17 protein-coding genes and 1 riboswitch are annotated in these 18,985 nt (G+C 62.8%); of the genes, 9 read left to right on the top strand and 8 right to left on the bottom strand.

Annotated elements, in window-relative coordinates; translation table 11 throughout:
* Window positions 1-7 precede the first annotated feature (7 nt).
* Complete coding sequence (locus OKC41_RS06895; RefSeq protein ID WP_010673484.1) at window positions 8-1,102, top strand: amino acid ABC transporter permease; 1,095 nt, start codon at window positions 8-10, stop codon at window positions 1,100-1,102.
* Between the two features lie 13 nt (window positions 1,103-1,115).
* The gene (locus OKC41_RS06890; RefSeq protein WP_010673485.1) at window positions 1,116-1,859 is read left to right on the top strand and encodes an amino acid ABC transporter ATP-binding protein; all 744 of its coding nucleotides are present in this window, start codon (window positions 1,116-1,118) and stop codon (window positions 1,857-1,859) included.
* A gap of 96 nt (window positions 1,860-1,955) precedes the next feature.
* On the opposite strand, the gene OKC41_RS06885 is transcribed toward OKC41_RS06890, so the two are convergent.
* Entirely contained in the window at window positions 1,956-2,171 is a 216-nt protein-coding gene (locus tag OKC41_RS06885; protein ID WP_010673486.1) for a DUF1107 family protein, read from the bottom strand.
* Between the two features lie 177 nt (window positions 2,172-2,348).
* On the opposite strand from OKC41_RS06885, the gene yfcD reads away from it, so the two are divergent.
* The 3 genes from yfcD (at window position 2,349) to OKC41_RS06870 (ending at window position 4,554) form a co-directional block, all read left to right on the top strand.
* Window positions 2,349-2,879 carry an NUDIX hydrolase YfcD gene (gene yfcD / locus OKC41_RS06880; protein WP_080767893.1) on the top strand — a complete coding sequence of 177 codons (531 nt, stop codon included), beginning with the start codon at window positions 2,349-2,351 and terminating at the stop codon, window positions 2,877-2,879.
* Between the two features lie 111 nt (window positions 2,880-2,990).
* On the top strand, window positions 2,991-3,461 hold the full coding sequence (locus OKC41_RS06875) for a peroxiredoxin (RefSeq protein WP_201894442.1): 471 nt from the start codon (window positions 2,991-2,993) through the stop codon (window positions 3,459-3,461).
* Between the two features lie 124 nt (window positions 3,462-3,585).
* Window positions 3,586-4,554, top strand: a complete 969-nt coding sequence (locus tag OKC41_RS06870; protein ID WP_010673489.1) for a calcium/sodium antiporter — start codon at window positions 3,586-3,588, stop codon at window positions 4,552-4,554.
* Between the two features lie 65 nt (window positions 4,555-4,619).
* On the opposite strand, the gene OKC41_RS06865 is transcribed toward OKC41_RS06870, so the two are convergent.
* Window positions 4,620-5,768: a type III PLP-dependent enzyme gene (locus tag OKC41_RS06865; RefSeq protein WP_010673490.1), complete on the bottom strand. Its 1,149-nt coding sequence runs from the start codon at window positions 5,766-5,768 to the stop codon at window positions 4,620-4,622.
* Window positions 5,769-6,274: 506 nt separating this feature from the next.
* A riboswitch (glycine riboswitch) is annotated at window positions 6,275-6,385 on the top strand.
* A gap of 250 nt (window positions 6,386-6,635) precedes the next feature.
* On the opposite strand from OKC41_RS06865, the gene OKC41_RS06860 reads away from it, so the two are divergent.
* A complete protein-coding gene (locus tag OKC41_RS06860) occupies window positions 6,636-8,012 on the top strand; it encodes a sodium:alanine symporter family protein (RefSeq protein WP_043152385.1) in 1,377 nt (458 codons plus the stop codon).
* 201 nt (window positions 8,013-8,213) lie between these two features.
* On the opposite strand, the gene OKC41_RS06855 is transcribed toward OKC41_RS06860, so the two are convergent.
* Together OKC41_RS06855 and OKC41_RS06850 are read right to left on the bottom strand one after the other, a co-directional pair.
* Window positions 8,214-8,927, bottom strand: a complete 714-nt coding sequence (locus tag OKC41_RS06855; protein WP_201894441.1) for a protein ligase — start codon at window positions 8,925-8,927, stop codon at window positions 8,214-8,216.
* Between the two features lie 100 nt (window positions 8,928-9,027).
* Complete coding sequence (locus OKC41_RS06850) at window positions 9,028-10,425, bottom strand: nucleobase:cation symporter-2 family protein (protein ID WP_270671820.1); 1,398 nt, start codon at window positions 10,423-10,425, stop codon at window positions 9,028-9,030.
* A 243-nt stretch (window positions 10,426-10,668) separates the two neighbouring features.
* On the opposite strand from OKC41_RS06850, the gene OKC41_RS06845 reads away from it, so the two are divergent.
* Window positions 10,669-11,808 (top strand): diguanylate cyclase, encoded by a 1,140-nt coding sequence (locus tag OKC41_RS06845; RefSeq protein WP_010673494.1) that lies wholly within the window; start codon window positions 10,669-10,671, stop codon window positions 11,806-11,808.
* Window positions 11,809-11,838: 30 nt separating this feature from the next.
* On the opposite strand, the gene OKC41_RS06840 is transcribed toward OKC41_RS06845, so the two are convergent.
* A complete protein-coding gene (locus OKC41_RS06840) occupies window positions 11,839-12,087 on the bottom strand; it encodes a YciN family protein (protein ID WP_010673495.1) in 249 nt (82 codons plus the stop codon).
* A 151-nt stretch (window positions 12,088-12,238) separates the two neighbouring features.
* A complete protein-coding gene (locus OKC41_RS06835) occupies window positions 12,239-13,618 on the bottom strand; it encodes an MATE family efflux transporter (RefSeq protein ID WP_143237886.1) in 1,380 nt (459 codons plus the stop codon).
* Window positions 13,619-13,738: 120 nt separating this feature from the next.
* On the opposite strand from OKC41_RS06835, the gene OKC41_RS06830 reads away from it, so the two are divergent.
* A complete protein-coding gene (locus OKC41_RS06830) occupies window positions 13,739-14,596 on the top strand; it encodes an AraC family transcriptional regulator (protein WP_270671819.1) in 858 nt (285 codons plus the stop codon).
* A 55-nt stretch (window positions 14,597-14,651) separates the two neighbouring features.
* Window positions 14,652-16,346, top strand: coding sequence for an NAD-dependent malic enzyme (locus OKC41_RS06825; protein ID WP_039039301.1), 1,695 nt, complete (start codon window positions 14,652-14,654; stop codon window positions 16,344-16,346).
* Between the two features lie 74 nt (window positions 16,347-16,420).
* On the opposite strand, the gene OKC41_RS06820 is transcribed toward OKC41_RS06825, so the two are convergent.
* Window positions 16,421-17,479, bottom strand: a complete 1,059-nt coding sequence (locus OKC41_RS06820; RefSeq protein ID WP_270671818.1) for an OmpA family protein — start codon at window positions 17,477-17,479, stop codon at window positions 16,421-16,423.
* Between the two features lie 219 nt (window positions 17,480-17,698).
* On the bottom strand, window positions 17,699-18,700 hold the full coding sequence (ompA, locus tag OKC41_RS06815; protein WP_039039303.1) for a porin OmpA: 1,002 nt from the start codon (window positions 18,698-18,700) through the stop codon (window positions 17,699-17,701).
* Between the last annotated feature and the right edge of the window lie 285 nt (window positions 18,701-18,985).

The following is an 18,985-nucleotide window of genomic DNA, read 5'->3' as shown; positions in this document are numbered from 1 at the left end:
AGCTGTCATGTTCGTGAATGAATTGCAGGAGGCGCTGCCGCCTCCCAACCACCGTCGGGGGCCGCTCGCCTGGATCAGGCAGAACCTCTTCCCCAACTGGTGGAACGGCCTGCTGACCCTGGTGCTGGCTTATCTGTTGCTGCCACTCATCTGGTCTGCACTGGACTGGGCGCTGTTCTCGGCCACCTGGCAGGGGAGCAGCCGCGAGGCCTGCGTCCAGGGCGGTGCCTGCTGGATCTTCATCGAGAGCCGGCTGGGGCAGTATCTCTATGGCTTCTACCCGGCTGATCAGTACTGGCGCATCAACCTGACCTTCGCCGGTCTGGCGGCGCTGCTGGCCTTGCTCATCTGGCCAAAGACCCCGCGCAAGGGGTGGCTGGCGCTCTTCACCCTGCTGGTGTTCCCTGTCATCGCCTTCTTCCTCATCCATGGGGGAGCGGGGCTGGAGGTGGTGGAAACGAACCGCTGGGGCGGGCTGATGCTCACCCTGGTGCTGGCGGTGGTGGGCATAGTGGTCGCACTGCCGTTCGGTATCCTGCTGGCACTGGGGCGTCGCTCCCACATGCCGGTCATCTCCAGCCTCTGTACCGTCTACATCGAGTTCTGGCGGGCTGTGCCGCTCATTACTGTGCTCTTCATGGCGTCCGTCATGCTGCCACTGTTCATGAGTACCGAGGTGGAGCTCGACAAGCTGCTGCGGGCGCTCATCGGCATCATCCTGTTCCAGGCGGCCTATGTGGCCGAGGTGGTGAGAGGGGGGCTGCAGGCGATCCCCAAGGGGCAATATGAGGCGGGGGATGCCCTCGGGCTCTCCTACTGGAAGGTGATGGGCCTCATCATCATGCCCCAGGCCCTCAAGATCACCATTCCTTCCCTGGTGAACACCTTTATTTCCCTGTTCAAGGACACCAGCCTGGTGCTGATCATCGGGCTGTTCGATCTGCTGGCCATCTCCAAGGTGGCCCTGGCGGATCCGGCCTGGCTGGGGTATTCCACCGAAGCTTATGTCTTTATCGCCATGATCTTCTGGATGTTCTGTTTTGGTATGTCCCGCTACTCCATCTATCTGGAGCGCAAACTCAACACGGGCCACAAGCATTAGGAGTCGTTCTGATATGAAAACGGACGCAGTTGTCGAACTGAAAGAGGTCAACAAGTGGTACGGTGAGTTTCACGTGCTGCGCAACATCAACCTGCAGGTGGGCAGAGGGGAGAAGATCGTCATCTGCGGACCATCGGGCTCGGGCAAGTCCACCATGATCCGCTGCATCAACCGGCTGGAAGAGCACCAGAGCGGAGACATCCTGGTCAAGGGCACGGCCCTGACCTCGGATCTCAAGAACATCGAGACGGTGCGCCGGGAGGTGGGCATGGTGTTCCAGCACTTCAACCTCTTCCCCCATCTGACCGTGCTGGAGAACTGTTGCCTGGCGCCCATCTGGGTCAAGCAGTTGCCGCGCAAGGAGGCCGAGGAGATCGCCATGAACTTCCTGCGCCGGGTGCGGATCCCCGAACAGGCGCTCAAGTATCCGGGGCAGCTCTCCGGTGGCCAGCAGCAGCGGGTCGCCATCGCCCGCAGTCTGTGCATGAATCCCCAGGTGATGCTGTTTGACGAGCCGACGTCTGCGCTGGATCCCGAGATGGTGCGGGAGGTGCTGGATGTGATGGTGGAGCTGGCCCACGAGGGGATGACCATGCTCTGCGTCACCCACGAGATGGGGTTTGCCAAGCAGGTGGCGGACAGGGTGATCTTCATGGACCGGGGCCAGATCATAGAAGAGAACGTGCCGGATCAGTTCTTTGACAACCCCCAGTCCGATCGGACCAAGCTCTTCCTCTCCCAGATCCTGCAGCACTGAGGCAGGGCACAACCTTCAGAAAAACAGCCCGCACGCTCGAATGAGCGGCGGGCAAATGTGTACATGGAAGTCGACGACAGACAGATAAGGAGTATGTCAGCCCGGCAACAGGGTGGTGGTGCGCAGATCGCGCACGGCCAGGTTGATCTGCCGGGCCAGGCTCAGCGCCTGATGACAGCTCAACGGCTTCACATCGATGATCCCCCCTTGAAACTCAAACCGCCCCAGTGCTTCAACCATGAAACTTCCATGATGGAAGCTCTTGATATATCGAGCAATTCGACGGGGAGACCACTGCTTGAACACCTTCATGGCAAGAGACCCTGTTGTTTGGACAGGGCACACTATGCCGACGGACCGTGACACTGATGTGACACTTGATAAAGATTTGTATGAATCTGCCTTGTGATCGACTGGCGTGCAGCTCCGGCGTTGAAAAAGTAGTGAGAGTCCGGGTCCGGGGCCCGATATACTGCGGCCATTGCAGACATGACAAAGGTGCCGCACGTGGAGTGGGTGGACATAGTAGACGAGCAGGACAGGGTGATCGGGGTGGCCGAGCGCGCCAGGGTGCGTCAGGAAAACCTGCGCCATCGTGCCAGCTACATCCTGGTGCTGGATGAGGCTGAGCGCATCCTGGTGCAGCGGCGCACCCCGAGCAAGGATTTTTGCCCCGGCATGCTGGATGCCTGCGCCGGTGGCGTGGTGACCACGGGGGAGGCCATGGCCCTTTCCGCCCGGCGGGAGCTGGCCGAGGAGCTGGGGATCCGCGACGTGCCCCTGCAGGATTACGGCACCTTCTATGCCGAAGGGGAGGCGAGCGGCAGCCGCTACCGGGTCTGGGGCGGCCTGTTCAGCTGTCACTATCAGGGGCCGCTGCAACTGCAGGCCGAAGAGGTGAGCGAGGTGCACTGGATGAGCCTGGGCGAGATAGCCGATCGGGCGGACGAGTTCACGCCCGACTCCCTGCTCGCCATCGCCACCTGGCAGGCAAGGCGCCTGCCATCAGGCCAGAAATAGGGGCGACAGGCGTTCGCCCCCGATCGCGTTGTTGCTGCTCGATGGACCCCTTCGCCTTCTGGTGGAATGGGGTAGACTGGGCCTCTCTGAACCACAGAAGGATGCGTCATCATGATCACGGTCGGTCAATCCCTGCCCGCAGGGGAATTTACCTTTATCACCGCCGAGGGCAAGCAGGTGAAGGATACCCGGGCCCTGTTTGCCGACAAGCGGGTGGTGCTCTTTGCGGTGCCCGGCGCCTTCACCCCCACCTGCTCCAACGCCCACCTGCCGGGCTACGTGGTGCTGGCCGATCAGTTCAGGGCCAAGGGGGTGGAACTGTGCTGTCTGTCGGTCAACGACGCCTTCGTGATGAAGGCGTGGCAGGAGGCACAGAACGCCGCTGACATCACCATGCTGGCGGACGGCGACGGCCGCTGGACCCGGGCACTGGGTCTGGCCAAGGAGACCGGGGCCTTCGGCGGCGTGCGGGCCCAGCGTTTTGCCCTCATCGCCAACGATGGTGTGGTGGAGCGGCTCTTCGTGGAGGCGCCGGGCAAGTTCGAGGTGTCGGATGCCCAGAGCCTGCTGGCGGCGCTGTGAAAGATTAATCGGCGTTTGATTACACCTTGAAATAGCAAGCGGCCCCGTTACACTGAGGCCGCGTTTGGATGGAGCCAGGCAACTTGCCTGGCTCTCGTGTTTGCCGTGGATGAGATAGAACAATATGACCCTGGCTTTTGTTGCCCTGATTGCCGGACTGGCGTTGCTGGTCTGGAGTGCCGACAAGTTCGTGGACGGCGCCGCCGCCACCGCCCGTTACGCCGGTATGCCGCCGCTGCTGATCGGCATGGTGATCATCGGTTTTGGTACCTCGGCCCCCGAGATGGTGGTCTCCGCGCTGGCGGCCTCCCAGGGCAATCCCGGGCTCGCGCTCGGCAATGCCTATGGCTCCAACATCACCAATATTGCCCTGATCCTGGGTCTGACCGCCCTGATCAGCCCCATCGCCGTCGCCTCCCAGGTGGTGCGCAAGGAGATCCCCATCCTGCTCGGCATCACCCTGCTCTCCGGCGCCCTGCTCATCGACGGCAATCTGGGCCGGATGGATGCCGCCATTCTGGGGGCCGTGTTCGCAGTGCTGATGGGCTGGTCCATCTGGGCCGGCATGAACGGCAAGGGGGATGCGCTGGATACAGATACCGAGGAGGACATCGTCTCCGAGGGCATGTCTCTCAAGAGCGCCATCCTCTGGCTCATCGTCGGCCTGGTGCTGCTGATCGGGGCTTCCCGTCTGCTGGTGTGGGGGGCGGTGACCATCGCCCAGGGCTTTGGCATCAGCGATCTGGTGATTGGCCTGACCATAGTCGCGGTGGGGACCTCCCTGCCGGAGCTGGCATCTTCCCTCATCGCCATTCGTAAGAACGAGCACGATCTGGCCCTTGGCAACGTGCTGGGTTCCAACCTGTTCAACACCCTGGCCGTGGTGGGCATCGCCGCCGGCATCCACCCGCTCGAGGTGGCGCCCGAAGTGCTTTCCCGCGACTGGAGCATCATGATGGGGCTGACCCTGTTGCTGCTGGTGATGTGTCTGGGCCGCAAGGGGCAGGGGCGCATCAACCGGCTGGAGGGGGGCGTGCTGCTCGCCTGCTTCGTCGCCTACACAGGCTGGCTGCTGACGAGCCAGTTCATCTAGTCTGGTGATGAAATGAAAGAGGGGACGCCGCGGCGTCCCCTCTTTTTTGTGCGCGGGGCCTGGTCTCAGGCCACGGCAACCAGCTTCTGCTTCTGGGCGCTGTCCAGGATCAGGATGCTCGCCTTGGGGAAGAAGTTGAAGGTGGACGCGGAGGCCCAGGTGTAGGCCCCCATCACCCGACCCACCACCAGCTCGCCGATCTCGAGATCCGGCAGCATGATGCTGTCGCGGATGACGTCCACGCTGTCGCAGGTGGGGCCGGAGAGCACCGCATTGTGCAGTTCGCCGTGGGCATAGGGCGTGCTCACCGGGTAGGTGACGTGGTCGTAGAGCTGGCCGTTGTAGCTGCCGTAGAGACCGTCATCCAGGTAGTACCAGATCTTGTCGCCGCGGTGGGCCTTGCCCATCACGCTGGAGACCGAGGTCATGGCCGGCGCGCTGATGAAGCGGCCCGGCTCGGCAATCTTCTGTACCGTGGCGGGCAGCTTGGCCAGGGCCTCGCGGATCGGGGCGCAGAAACCGTCGATGTCGAACTCGCCGCCGTCATAGTCCACCGGGAAGCCGCCGCCGATATCCAGCACCCAGGGCTTGAGCCCGAGCTCCCAGGCCTGCTCCATGATCTCGCGGCAGGCGTCGATGGCCTGCACGTGGCGACGGGCGTGGGGCACCTGGGAGCCGACGTGGAACGACAGCCCCATCACCTTGATCCCCTTGGCCTGGGCCAGTTGCAGCAACGGCAGTGCCTGCTCCGGGGTGCAGCCGAACTTCTTGGAAAGATCGACCTTGGTCTCGGGGTTCGGGAAGCTGACCCGCAGCAGCAGTTTCACTTCATCCTTGTAGGGCAGGAACTTTTCCAGCTCCAGCGGGTTGTCATAGACAAACACGGTGCAGCCGAATTCCAGGGCATAACGGATGTCGCTGTCACGCTTGATGGGATGGGTATGGATGCAGCGTCCCGGGCGAACCCCTTGGCTGCGCACCAGATCCACTTCGCCATTGGTGGCCAGATCGAAACAGGCCCCCTCTTCCTTCAAGACAGAGACCACCGCCTCGTGGGGCAGGGGCTTGAGTGCATAATGCAAGCGCACATCGGGCAGGGCGGCCGCCAGGGCCCGATACTGTTTGCGGACGGCTGCCTTGTCGAGCAGCAGCAGGGGGGAGCCGAATTGTTCAACCAACTGACGGTAATCTTGTGCGACCAGGGTCTCGTTCATTCTCTTTTGATAGTCCTTAGGGGGCGTGATATGCCCAAGCCATATGCGATTGAACCGGCGACGGCCGGCTCAGGCGAGCGGTCCGGAGGGACCCACCAGGCACATTGCATAACTCCCTTGCAAAGTGCTTAGTTATGCGCGGGATTATCGGCTTATTGAGTTTGTGTGCAAGCATTTTGATTGGATATGTCGGCAAGTTTTTCTGGTCGAGACGAAACAGGCTCTTGATACGGGAAGCGATCAGGGCCGTGATGGGGAGCACCCCCGAAGGGAGCTTGATAAGCTGTTGATAGTTAACGAACTAATAACATCAGGCCTGGGGGTTGAGGCCAGGTAAAAAGGGGGCGCCGGGGCCAGGGAGTGCGAGACAGCTCACATTTTTTGGATTACCATGCCCGCTTCCTGATCCAAACTAGTTCGGATGAAGGTAGCAGGAGAGCGATGGGCAACCATCCACCGAAGAAGTGAATCTTTCAGGTACCGGGCAACCGGTGTGGACTGCTACTGGACGATACTCTGGAGAGACCCGTTGAATCGGGCGCCGAAGGAGCAAGGCACCGTGATTGCATCGCAATCTGGCGCCGGAAACTCTCAGGCAAAAGGACAGAGGGGATGGGATGGTTGTACCTGAGCTTGAAACTGTTCACGGTCTGTAACGAGAGGTCGTCAGCAAGGTAAAGAGCAGCGCAGGAACCGGAGTGTATGTAAATACATGAGGCTTTCGAGCAGCGCATGAGCCTTGATCACGGCCTCGCAGCAAGAGTGTGAACACGTTTTTGGCCCGCATCCGATCGCCTCTGGCCGATCGCGACACCTATGGGAAGATCATCCTTCTCCTCCTTAATCGTTGTTTTTTAAGGAGGATGCATGTCATCAATTCAATCGGCGCTCGCCGCCATCGATAGCTTTATCTGGGGTCCCCCCCTGCTGATCCTGCTGGTCGGGACCGGTATCTATCTCACCCTGCGTCTGGGTCTGCTTCAGATCGTCCGTTTGCCGCTGGCCCTCAAGCTGGTCTTTGGCCGCGATCAGGGGCAGGGCAAGCAGGGGGATGTTTCCAGCTTTGGTGCCCTGTGCACCGCCCTCTCCGCCACCATAGGCACCGGCAACATCGTCGGGGTCGCCACCGCCATCAAGCTGGGCGGCCCCGGCGCCCTGTTCTGGATGTGGATGGCTGCCCTGTTCGGCATGGCCACCAAGTACGCCGAGTGCCTGCTGGCGGTGAAATATCGCCAGCAGGACGCCAACGGCCAGATGGCGGGTGGCCCCATGTACTATCTGGAGAAGGGGCTCGGCTCCAGGCCGCTCGCCAAGCTGTTTGCCCTGTTCGGCATCGGCGTCGCCTTTTTCGGCATCGGTACCTTCCCCCAGGTCAACGCCATCAGTGATGCCATGAGCCTCTCCTTCTCGGTACCTCGTGAAGTGACCGCCGTGGTGCTGACCCTGATCGTGGCGCTGGTGACCCTGGGGGGTATTCAGTCCATCTCCAGCGTGTCGAGCAAGGTGGTGCCCTTCATGGCCATCTTCTACATCGTCGCCTGTGCCGGGGTGCTGGTGAACAATGCAGGCGCCCTGCCCGATGCGGTCATGCTGGTGATCGGAAGCGCCTTCACCGGCCATGCGGCCACCGGCGGCTTCGTCGGCGCCGGCATCATGCTGGCGATCCAGTCCGGGGTGGCGCGCGGGGTCTTCTCCAACGAGTCGGGACTGGGCTCGGCCCCCATCGCGGCGGCGGCGGCCAAGACCGATTCCTGCGTGGAGCAGGGGCTGGTCTCCATGACCGGCACCTTCATCGACACTCTCATCATCTGCACCATGACCGGCCTGACGCTGGTGGTGACCGGGGTGTGGAGCGGCGATGCGAGCGGTGCGGCCATGACCAGTCTGGCCTTTGCCCAGGGGCTGGATGCCCATGTGGGCCAGTATCTGGTGAGCATCGGCCTCCTGTTCTTCGCCTTTACCACCATCCTTGGCTGGAACTACTACGGCGAGCGCTGCACCGAGTACCTGTTCGGGGTGAAGGCGATCAAACCCTACCGCCTCATCTATCTGGTGCTGGTGGCGAGCGGTGCCTTCCTCCATCTGGACCTGATCTGGCTCTTGGCGGACATCGTCAACGGCCTGATGGCGGTGCCCAACCTCATCGGCCTCATCGGCCTGCGCCACGTGGTGATTGCCGAGACCCGCGCCTACTTCAGCCGCGACCGGGATACGGAATCCGAGCCCGAGCCGCAGACGGCCTGATGAGAAGCGGGCCTGCGGGAAGTCCTGTCACCGGGTCCCTGTCCATGGCGTCAACCGGGATCCGGGCTGGGATGGCAAAACCCGGGGCTTGATCCCGGATCTTCTGACAATATCTGTGCGAAATACGCAAAAGCCACGACGCTCATCGTGGCTTTTTTGCATTTTACGCAATGAATGGCGACGCTTGTTGCCCCCAGGGGGTCAGGGGGAGGGAATATCTCCGGAAAGCCGCTGCGCCAGCGCCCTGCTCACCCGGCTCACCAGGGCCGCCTCATCCCCCTGCCAGCCAATGGCGTGGGCCAGGGTGGTGGAGGTGCCCCGAGCAAAGCGCAGCTCGCCCCCGGCCAGTTCGTAGAAGCGGCTCGCCATCCGGGTGCCCTCGTCCACGTCGCCGGCCACCAGCAGCATGGCCTGGGCCAGCACGGCGCCGTCGTGATCCCGGCCCGGCGCCAGCCAGCGCTGGGCGGTGCCGGTCACCTTGCGCCCCCCGATCACCAGGTTGTACTGGCCGTCGCAAAACGAGCCGGGCACGAAGTCGTAGCTGCCCGCAAGACCGTATTCCTCCAGCAGGGCGAGCAGGGGCGCCCCCAGCAGCCGGTAGTAGTGGGCCAGATCCGTGGTGGTGCGGGGCAGCATGAGGGAGAGGTTGAGGATGCCGGCGCCGTGGGGCACGGCGGTGCCGCCGCTGTCGCGCACGAACACCGGCCAGCCCTCGGCGGCCAACTGCTCGCAGGCGGCCTGGTAGCGGGGCAAACGGGTGTCCTTGCGGGTGACGATGAGGCATTGGGGGCCCTGCCAGAGGAGGGCTCTGGGCTCGCCGTCACCGGCGCACTCCCGCAGCCAGCGCTGCTCCTCGGCCAGGATCTGGTCGGGTGTCTGGTGGGCGAGCGGCGGGGGCAGCAGGGTATAAGGCATGAGAGGCATCCTTTGGCAGAGGCTGCCAAGCACAGTACGCGCGGGGGCAAACAAGGTAAAGCCCCGCATGGCGGGGCTTTGGTGCAAGGATGGCGGAGGGTCAGGCCTGTACGGCGGTGCGCTTGGGCAGCAGCAGGTTCAAGATGATGGCGGTGAGGCCGCCGGTGGCGACGCCGTAGGAGAGCACGCTCCTGGCCAGCTCCGGCAGGTGTTGCAGCACCTCGGGCACCTGGGCCACTCCGAGACCCATGGCGAGCGACACCGCCAGGATCATCAGGGCACGGCGGTCCAGCTCCTCCCGGGAGATGATGCGCACCCCGGCGGCGGCGATGGTCCCGAACATGACGATGGTGGCGCCGCCGAGCACGGGTTCAGGTATTTGTTGCACCAGGCTCGCCACCGCCGGGAACAGGCCGAGCAGGGCCAGCATGGCGGCGATGAAGAGGCCGACGTGGCGGCTGGCCACCCCGGTCAGCTGGATGACGCCGTTGTTCTGGGCGAAGGTGGACATGGGGAAGGTGGAGAAGACCGCCGCCAGCATGGAGTTGGCGCCGTCGGCCAGCACGCCCCCCTTGATCCGCGCCATGTAGACCGGCCCTTCCAGCGGCTCGCCGGAGATGTCGGAGGTGGCGGTCATGTCGCCGATGGCCTCCAGCGCCGTCACCACGAAGATGATGGCGAGCGGCACGAACAACTGCCAGTCAAAGCCGAGCCCGTAGTGGAGCGGAACAGGCACCATCAGCAGGGGGCCGTCGAAGGTGGGGGCTGCCACCTTGCCCAGCAGCAGCGCCACCGCATAGCCCGCCAGCATGGCGATCATGATGGCGGAGAGGCGCAGCCAGGGGTTGCGACTGCGCTGCATCAGCACGATGAGGCCGAGCACCAGCAGGGAGAGAAAGAGGTTGGTGTGACTGGCGAAGCTGCCGTCCGCCAGGGCGCCGTAGCCGCCCCCCATGCTGATGAGCCCTACCTTGATGAGGGTCAGGCCGATGAGCAATACCACGATGCCGGTCACCAGCGGGGTGATGATCCGTTTGACCAGGTGCAGGAAGCGGCTCATGACGACGATGGTGAGGGCCGCTGCCAGCATGGTGCCGAACAGGGTGCCCAGCAGATCGTCGGTGGGCATGGCCGCCTGCTTGAGGGCGAGGCCGGAGGCGATGATGGGACCGAGGAAGTTGAAGCTGGTGCCCTGTACCGAGAGCAGGCCGGAACCGAGGGGGCCGAAACGGCGGGTCTGGATGAAGGAGGCGATGCCGGACATGACCAGGGACATGGAGACGATGTAGCGGGTGTCATCGGCAGGGAGGCCGAGGGCGTTGGCGATGATGAGGGGCGGGGTGATGATGGCGACAAACATGGCGAGCATATGCTGCAGGGCGGCGAACAGGGTCTGGGGCAGGGGGGGGACATCCTCGATGCCGTAGACCAGTTCGCTGTGGGCTCGCCTGGGGGGATGGGCCTCTCGGATGGCGCTTGGGGCGGCAGCCTGTTCCATAAATACCTCGAATGTGTGGGGGGATGGGAGAAAATTGGGCGCTATTTTAGTGATTGGTATCGCGCTTTCCAGCGCTAATTGAGCGCAAACTCGTTTATTTCCTGATGGGTTGAAACGTTTTCCTGTGGCGATTAAGATCCGCCGGTTTGTGTGAGACCGATCCCTCACAAAGGGGAGGGAGGCTGATGCATCAGGATGGGGACGGTGTAGAATGAGCCCTCGGTTCGAAGATGGAGACTCTGGATGCTGAAGCTGTCGGAGTTCTGGAGTGCCCGCGCCCACTCCGAAGATTTTACCCTGACCCGGATGGGCTTCATGACGGTGCGGCTGCGGCTGCTCACCTGTCTGCTGATGGCGGGGCTCCCGAGCTGGGCCCTGGTGGACTGGCTGACCCTGCCAGCCATCCAGTTCGAGGCGCTGTTCCAGGTCAGGATCTTCTGCCTGCTGGCCCTCTCGCCCCTCATCCCCCTCTCCTATCTCATCCACTTCAAGCGCGAGCGCATGAAGCTGGCGCTGGGCTACCTGATGGCGGTGATGATGCTCTTCTCCCTCATCTGCCTGCACAGCTTCGGCGCGGATCAGGAGATGCAGGCGGGCTACATGGCCTTCCCCTATCTGCTCATCAGCCTGTTCGCCATCTTCCCCATTCCCCTCTCCCTCAGCCTGCAGCTGGCGGGGGGGATCCTGGCCACCATGCTGGCGGGCAACTGGTTGCTGGTGGGCCAACCCCTCTGGAGCGTGCAGACCCTCAACCAGGTCTGGCTGCTGGGGCTCTTTGCCATCGCCAGCGCCTGGGTGCAGTGCGGCCAGCTCAACATGCTGCTGCAACTCTATCGGGAATCCACCACGGACGAGCTGACCGGCATGATGAACCGCCGCCTGCTGATGAAGCAGCTCGAGAAGGCGAGGGCCGCCATGATCCGCAAACAGGCTCCCTTCGCGGTGCTGCTGCTGGATCTGGACCGCTTCAAGCGCATCAACGACACCTTCGGCCATCTGGCGGGGGATGCGGTGCTCAAGGAGGTGGCGGCCACCCTGTCGGAACAACTGGAGCCTGGCATGGTGCTCGGGCGTTACGGCGGGGAGGAGTTTGCCATCCTGTTGCCCGGTTGCACGGATCTGGCACAAGCCAAGCGGGTGGCGGAGCGGCTGCGGGTCGCGGTGGAGGCGAGGTTGGTGAAAAGCCCCACCTCCGACGAGCTGCTGGAGGTGACGGTGAGCATCGGTCTGACCCTGGCCCAGCGTGGCGAGGGGGTGGAGGATCTGCTCAACCGGGCGGACGAGTGCCTCTACATGGCCAAGATGGCGGGTCGCAACTGCGTGGTGGCCGAGGCCGGCAAACCCGCGGGCGATGCAGGGCGCACAAAAACGGATGCCGCCTGAGGGCGGCATCCGGTGATGACGGGGCTGGCGTCAGGCCAGGGTGTATTTGCCGGAGAGCTGCTGGGCCAGCAGCTTGAACATGTTGAACACCGCCATGGTCTTGCCGGTCGGGGTGCCGTCTTCAGCCAGGAAGAACTCCCCCTTGAACACCAGAATGTCCCCCTTCTGCTCCACCGAGTCGGCGCGCATGCCGTGGATGAAGTCCTCGTGTTCACGAATGATCTTGTTGGCCATCTCCAGCAGGGCAGTCTCGGTGATCCGCTCTTTTTGTGGTTGCATGCTCGTCTCCTTAAACGACTACTGGGCAGGGGCACAAGGGTCGGCATGGCCGGCGCACCCCGCCTCTGATTGAAGAGGGGGCCAGCATACTGCAAAGCGGGATTTTCTGTCATTGATATGACCCCGCATTTTCCCGCTTTGCGCTCTTCCCTTATCCCAGCACCAGATTGCGCAGCCAGCGCCGCTGGCGAATGCGGCGCTGCACCAGCAGCACCTTGGAGAGCTCCTCCAGCAGGACCACCGCCACCACCCAGGAGAGGGGCCAGCCCAGCAGGCTGACCGCCACCCAGGCCAGCGGCAGGCCGATGCACCACATGCCGACGATGTCGATGAAGATGCTGTAGTTGACGTCCCCCCCCGAGCGCAGCACCCCGACGATCCCCACCATGTTGAACACCTTGAGCAGCATGCCGAGGCACAGGATGGCGAGCACCTGGCCGGCCTCAGTCATCAGCTCGCCCGGCAGGTTGCCGACCCATTGCAGCAGGCTGCCCTGCATCAGCCAGACGGCGGTCCCCACCAGCAGGGCGCCTACGGGGGCCAGCAGCAGGAAGAGCTGGGAGTGCTGCCAGGCTTCGTCATACTCCTCTGCCCCGAGCCGGTGACCGAGCAGGGTGGAGCAGGCCACCGCCAGCCCGAAGAAGAGGGAGATGAGGATGCTCTCCAGCGTGCCGAGGGTGGTCATGATGGCCAGGGCGTCGGTGCCGAGGTGCGCGTAGAGGAAGCCGTAGAGCAGCATGCCGAAGGCCCAGAGCCCGTCGTGCAGCAACAGCGGCAGGGCGATCAGGGTGAAGCGCACCACCTCCTTGCGCCTGAAGGCGGCGAGCCAGTCTTGCTTGCGCGGGATGAGACGGGGCTCGGTACGCCACACATAGGCAAGCAGCAGCGCGGTCTGCAGCAGGCGCGAAAGGGTGGTGCCCCAGGCGGAACCGGCTACTCCCATGGCCTCGGCGCCGAAATGGCCGAAGATGAGGGCATAGTTGAGGATGACGTTGGCGATGATGGCGATGATGCCGATACGGGTCGGCGCCGCGGCATTGCCCACCGAGCGCAGGGCCGACTCCAGGGGCACCACCACGGCGGTGCAGAGGATGGTGGCGCCGGTGATCATCAGGAACTCGTCGGCCAGCTCGCGCAGCGCAGGCTCCTGGCTGGCAAAGCCGAGCACGCTGCCCGGTGAGAGCACATAGACGAGGGCAAAGGGCAGGCTCACCGCCAGGGCGCCCACCAGGGCCAGGGCCAGGGAGCGGCGCACCCCGGCCATCTCGCCACGGCCGAAATATTGTGCTGCCAACACCGAGACCCCGCCCGAGAGCCCCGCTATCACCAGCAGATTGAAGAAGAAGACCCGGTTGCCCAAGCCGACCGCCGCCACAGCCGTGGTGCCGAGCTGGCTCACCATCATGATGTCGATGAGGCCGAGCAGGGAGAACATCATGGATTGCAGCGAAACCGGCAGGGCCAGTCGCCACAGTCGCGTCATGAACTCGCGATCGGTGGTTTGTTTTAAAATCGCTTGCCAATAATTCATTTATGTTAACCGGGTTGGTAAAAATCAGGGTTTGTCGTGGGTATGATAGGGGTGATATCGGGAGGCTTCACTGTGAGCCTCTCTCGGCTTTCTTGTGCAAAACTATCCTGTTGAGGTGCTATGCCATTTATCAGCGAGTGTCTGGAAATCGCCCCGGCCTGCGAAGAGCGGATGCTGGGACGCGAAGGGCTGCCCCTGCTTGGGGAGGCGGGCGTCTTCCTGACCGGCCTCTCGACGATACGGGAGCACTACCTTATCCGCCGCAACCGACCGGAGTTTCACATCCTGATGGTGAGCCATGACGAGGGGGGCGCCCTGCTCACCGATGGCGGGGAGCAGCCCATCCCGGCGGGAGCCCTGGTCTTTCTCCCGGCCGCCGTGCCGGGGGGCCTCAGGCTGGTGGGGGAAGCCTGGCATACCAGCTGGATCCTGCTGGACGACGTGCCGCGCTGGCAGCATCTGCACCGGCTTGGCCATCGCATCTGGCAGGGGGAGGAGGGGGAGCAGCTCTACCACCTGCTCAACCTGATGCAGGGGGAGGGAATTCGTTCGCCGCTTCAGCCCCAGCTGCTGAGCCTGCTGCTGGCACTCTTGGAGCGGACCCTGCAGGGGGAGGTGCGCGGCACGCCGGAGTTGCGGCTACAGGCGCTGTTTCGGCGGGTGGAGGCACGTCTGGACGAGCCCTGGAGCGTGGCCCTGCTGGCCGACCAGATGGCCTGCTCGGTGCCCCATCTGCACCGGCTCTGCCAGCAGGTGTTCGGCATGGGCCCCATGGCCTGGCTCACCGGGCTTCGCATGAACAAGGCGCGCCAGTTGCTGCTCTACACCAACTGGCCGCTGGCCGAGCTGGCGGCCCGGGTCGGATACAGCGACGGCGCCAACTTTGCCAACCGTTTTCGACGTCTGACGGGTCAGACTCCGGGGGCCTTTCGTCGACTGGGTCGCAAACCTTTCGCAAGGGAGGTGCAAACCCTTTGAAATTGTTGGCTCAAGCCCATAGGATCGACGAGCCACACAGTCAAGGTACAGATCCATGTTTGAAGATAATAATCAGAAACGTCCCCTCTACATTCCCTACGCAGGTCCAGCCCTGCTGGAGACGCCGTTGCTCAACAAGGGCAGCGCCTTCACCAGCGAAGAACGCAGCAGCTTCAATCTGGAGGGTCTGCTGCCCCAGAACATCGAAACCATCGAAGAGCAGGCAGAGCGTGCCTATCGCCAGTTCATGGCGTTTGGCAACGACATGGACAAGCACATCTATTTGCGTAACATCCAGGATACCAACGAAACGTTGTTCTACCGCCTGCTGAACAACCACCTCACCGAAATGCTGCCGGTCATCTACACCCCGACGGTCGGCAAGGCGTGCGAGGAGTTCTCCAACATCTATCGTCGTGCTCGCGGCCTCTTCATCTCCTATCCGGACAAGGACAGGATCGATGACATGCTGCAAAACGCCACCAAGCAGAACGTCAAGGTGATCGTGGTCACCGACGGCGAACGCATCCTGGGCCTCGGGGATCAGGGCATCGGCGGCATGGGCATTCCCATCGGCAAGCTCTCCCTCTACACCGCCTGTGGCGGCATCTCCCCGGCCTACTGCCTGCCGGTGGTGCTGGATGTGGGCACCAACAACCAGCAGCTGCTGAACGACCCCTTCTACATGGGGTGGCGCCATCCGCGCATCTCCGGCGAAGAGTACGACGAGTTCGTCGATGCCTTCATCCAGGCGGTCAAGCGCCGCTGGCCGGACATCCTGCTGCAGTTCGAGGATTTCGCCCAGGGCAATGCCACCCCGCTGCTCAACCGCTACAAGGATGAGCTGTGCTGCTTCAACGATGACATTCAGGGGACCGCCGCGGTGACCCTGGGCAGCCTCATCGCCGCCTGCAAGGCCTCCGGTGCCAAACTCTCCGAGAAGCGGGTCGCCTTCCTCGGGGCGGGCAGTGCCGGGTGCGGCATCGCCGAGCAGATCGTGGCGCAGATGAAGGCCGAAGGGCTGACCGACGCCGAGGCGCGGGGCCGGGTCTTCATGGTGGACCGATTCGGTCTCATCACCGACAAGATCCCCAACCAGCTCGACTTCCAGCGCAAGCTCTCCCAGCCGGTCGAGCGGATCAAGGAGTGGCCGGTGGGGGACAACATCTCTCTGCTGGAGGTGATGGAGCACGGTCGCCCGGACATCCTGATCGGGGTCTCCGGCCAGCCGGGTCTGTTTACCGAAGAGGTGGTCAAGACCATGCACAAGCACTGTGCCCGTCCCATCATCTTCCCGCTCTCCAACCCCACCTCCCGGGTCGAGGCGACACCTGCTGATCTCATTCGCTGGACCGACGGCCAGGTGCTGGTCGCCACCGGCAGCCCGTTCGCACCGGTGGAGTACAAGGGCAAGCGTTACGTCATCGCCCAGTGCAACAACTCCTTCATCTTCCCGGGGATCGGCCTTGGGGTGATCGCCTCCGGTGCCAACCGGGTGACCGATGCCATGCTGATGTCGGCCAGCCGCGCCCTGGCGGATTGTTCACCCCTGGTGAAGGGGGAAGAGGGCTCCTTGCTGCCGGATCTGGCGGACATCCATCAGGTCTCCCGCTACATCGCCAAGATGGTGGCCAAGACCGCCATGTTGCAGGGCAAGGCGGTGCAGACCCCCGATGATGTGATCGATCAGGCCATCGAGGCGAACTTCTGGCGCCCCGAGTACCGCCGCTATCGTCGTACTTCCTTCTGATCCCAAGGGGACAGACATGCAGAAGGGATGCCTCGGCATCCCTTTTTTGTGCACGGCTGTGAAGGAAGAGGAGGTTATTGTGCCGGTTGCTCGGCGGGGGCGGGCTCGGCGGGATTGCTGACACCGGTGACCCGGATTTCGACCCGGCGATCCGGGGCCAGGCAGTCGATGAGGGCAGCCCTGGCCTTGATGGCATCACACTGGGTGCCGGTGACCGGGTTGCTCTCGCCATTGCCCTGGATGCTCACCTTGTCTGCGGGCAGCCCCTTGCCAATCAGGAAGTTGGCGACCGTGCTTGCACGGGCCTCCGACAGTGCCTGGTTGTTGGCATCCGAGCCGATGCGGTCGGTGTAGCCCATCACCATGGCGTTGCCATCCTTGGGTTTGACGTCGACGATCTGCTGGTAGAGGGCGTCGAGTGCCTGCATCCCCTCCGGTTTGAGCTCCGCCTTGCCAAAGGCAAACAGCACATCCGAACTCAGGTTGAAGGTCTGATCCACCGGCTCGGGAGCCGGGGGCGGCGGTGCCACGACCAGAGGCGCGGCCACCGGCACTGCGGCGACGGTGCGATTGGGGTGAAGCACCAGCTCGATGGTGGCGGTACTGATGTCGTTGACCCAGCGTTTGGTACCGCTGCCCACCTTGTCGTTGTCAGGATCGTCCCCGACTCGCACCATGTAGCGGTAGCGGGTCTGGATGTCTACCCAGTCGCTCAGTCTGGCGGTCAGGCCCAGACCCGCCAGGGGAGCAAGATTGTCATCTCCCCCGTTGACGGAGTCGACGTGATAGAGATAACCGCCCCCTTCGGCAAAGACAGAGAAGATGTCCCCCAGGGGCAAACGGCCAATGACCGAAAGGGTGGCCCCCTTGCTGTTGAAGTCCTGGCCGGCAATATCCCAGTCACCGGTGGAGAGGTAGCCGAGCTCTGCCCCCAGATTCTCGTTGTAGTTGTAGCCGACAAAGGCGTTGATGGCGGTTGCGTCCTTGCCGACGTCCTGGCTGAAATCATCGATGTCATGGGCAAAGGCCCAACCACCCCCAGCCCCCACATACCAGTCGTGAACAGGTGCCGCCTGGGCGGCACTCGTCGCCAGTGCCAATGCAATCCACACAGGTTTCAGTCTTATGTTCATCGCGTATCCTCGTCGATGTTGGGTGTTATAGGGCTCCCAGCCCTTTGCTATGTATAGCCAACATTATGTATAGGCGATGTGAGCGCTTTAACCATTTAAGTGACGCATCTGTATGGAGAATCGGTGGGGCAGGCAGGTGGGCAGCCCGCGTTGGTGGTGCCGTGCGGGCATTAAAAAAGGGGCCGGAATGGCCCCTTTTTGCAACAGGTGGTCAACCTCTTATTGCTGCACTTCCTGTACGCCGGTGACGCGCACTTCGACGCGGCGATCCGGTGCCAGGCAGGCGATCAGCTGAGCCTTGGCCTTGATGCCGTCACACTGGGTACCAGTGACCGGGTTGGCTTCACCACGACCTTCGATGGATACCTTGCCAGCCGGCAGACCCTTGCCAACCAGGAAGTCGGCCACGGTGCGGGCACGGGCTTCAGACAGCTTCAGGTTGTAGGCATCGGAGCCGATGCGGTCGGTGTAACCCACCACCACGGCGCTGCCATCTTTCGGCTGGACGTCGACGATCTGCTGATACAGGGTGTTGAGCGCAGCAGCCCCTTCCGGCTTCAGGGTGGATTTGCCGAAGGCAAACAGCACGTCCGAGCTCAGGGAGAAGTTCTTGTCGACCATGACGGGTTCGGGAACCGGCTCGGGAGCCGGTGCCGGGGCCGGTGCCACATAGGTGGTGCGGTTCGGGTGCATCACCAGTTCCAGGGTGGCGACGCTCATGTCGGTTTTCCAGGTTTTCTGATCGTCACCCAGATCCCACATGTAGCGGTAGCGGGCCTGCAGGTCGATAAGGTCGGAGAGCTTGGCAGTCAGACCCAGACCCGCCAGCGGCGAGGTCCCGTTGTCGCTCTGGCCATTGCCGTTGACGTGGTTGAAGTAGGCACCCCCTTCGGCGAAGACGGAGAAGATGTCATTCATGGGCAGGCGTGCGATACCGGACAGGGTGGCACCCTGGGTCTTGAAGTCGACGCCATCGACGCCAGCCTTGCCGGCATAGAGATAGCCGAGCTCGGCTGCAAAGTTCTCGGTGAAGTTGTAACCGCCGAACAGGGAGAGCGCGGTGGCGTCCTTGTCAGCATCCTGGCCGAAGGTATCCAGGTCGTGGCCATAGGCCCAACCTGCACCCATACCCGTGTACCAGTCGTCGGCCGCCTGAGCGGTGGTGGTTCCCATGGCTGCAATGGCCAGAGCAATCAGGGTTGGTGCCATTTTCATTTTCATCGTTTTATCCTCGTTGAGTTGCCGTGCTATGGGCGTACTGCGCACTCTTTGTTATACCGGTCGCAGATGACACTTCATGTGCGACACCGTGAGCGGATCACGGACGGCTTGAATAAAAAATGGATGGAAACCTGGATTCTCATGAAGCTGTTTCTCCATGGACAACTAACCGGGCACTGAGCACTTTTAATAGTTCATCCAATGTCTTATACCAATCGGATTAAACATTAGGTCAGTTTTATCCAATCTCGGCTACAAAGTGACATCACCCGCTCCACATCGGCA

Origin of the sequence: Aeromonas sp. QDB17 (assembly GCF_027705305.1) — a bacterium.
Lineage (GTDB): Bacteria > Pseudomonadota > Gammaproteobacteria > Enterobacterales > Aeromonadaceae > Aeromonas > Aeromonas caviae.
The sequence above is the reverse complement of the archived record's forward strand: the minus strand, read 5'-3'. Positions and strand labels throughout refer to the sequence as shown.

What these genes read in the sequence shown, in the direction of transcription:
- yfcD (WP_080767893.1), top strand. Translation starts at nt 2,349, where the DNA reads ATGACAAAGGTGCCGCACGTGGAGTGGGTGGACATAGTAGACGAGCAG.
- OKC41_RS06855 (WP_201894441.1), bottom strand. Translation starts at nt 8,927, where the DNA reads ATGCCTTATACCCTGCTGCCCCCGCCGCTCGCCCACCAGACACCCGAC.
- OKC41_RS06825 (WP_039039301.1), top strand. Translation starts at nt 14,652, where the DNA reads ATGTTTGAAGATAATAATCAGAAACGTCCCCTCTACATTCCCTACGCA.
- OKC41_RS06860 (WP_043152385.1), top strand. Translation starts at nt 6,636, where the DNA reads ATGTCATCAATTCAATCGGCGCTCGCCGCCATCGATAGCTTTATCTGG.
- OKC41_RS06890 (WP_010673485.1), top strand. Translation starts at nt 1,116, where the DNA reads ATGAAAACGGACGCAGTTGTCGAACTGAAAGAGGTCAACAAGTGGTAC.
- OKC41_RS06885 (WP_010673486.1), bottom strand. Translation starts at nt 2,171, where the DNA reads ATGAAGGTGTTCAAGCAGTGGTCTCCCCGTCGAATTGCTCGATATATC.
- OKC41_RS06840 (WP_010673495.1), bottom strand. Translation starts at nt 12,087, where the DNA reads ATGCAACCACAAAAAGAGCGGATCACCGAGACTGCCCTGCTGGAGATG.
- ompA (WP_039039303.1), bottom strand. Translation starts at nt 18,700, where the DNA reads ATGAAAATGAAAATGGCACCAACCCTGATTGCTCTGGCCATTGCAGCC.
- OKC41_RS06875 (WP_201894442.1), top strand. Translation starts at nt 2,991, where the DNA reads ATGATCACGGTCGGTCAATCCCTGCCCGCAGGGGAATTTACCTTTATC.
- OKC41_RS06830 (WP_270671819.1), top strand. Translation starts at nt 13,739, where the DNA reads ATGCCATTTATCAGCGAGTGTCTGGAAATCGCCCCGGCCTGCGAAGAG.
- OKC41_RS06895 (WP_010673484.1), top strand. Translation starts at nt 8, where the DNA reads ATGTTCGTGAATGAATTGCAGGAGGCGCTGCCGCCTCCCAACCACCGT.
- OKC41_RS06820 (WP_270671818.1), bottom strand. Translation starts at nt 17,479, where the DNA reads ATGAACATAAGACTGAAACCTGTGTGGATTGCATTGGCACTGGCGACG.
- OKC41_RS06850 (WP_270671820.1), bottom strand. Translation starts at nt 10,425, where the DNA reads ATGGAACAGGCTGCCGCCCCAAGCGCCATCCGAGAGGCCCATCCCCCC.
- OKC41_RS06870 (WP_010673489.1), top strand. Translation starts at nt 3,586, where the DNA reads ATGACCCTGGCTTTTGTTGCCCTGATTGCCGGACTGGCGTTGCTGGTC.
- OKC41_RS06835 (WP_143237886.1), bottom strand. Translation starts at nt 13,618, where the DNA reads ATGAATTATTGGCAAGCGATTTTAAAACAAACCACCGATCGCGAGTTC.
- OKC41_RS06845 (WP_010673494.1), top strand. Translation starts at nt 10,669, where the DNA reads ATGCTGAAGCTGTCGGAGTTCTGGAGTGCCCGCGCCCACTCCGAAGAT.
- OKC41_RS06865 (WP_010673490.1), bottom strand. Translation starts at nt 5,768, where the DNA reads ATGAACGAGACCCTGGTCGCACAAGATTACCGTCAGTTGGTTGAACAA.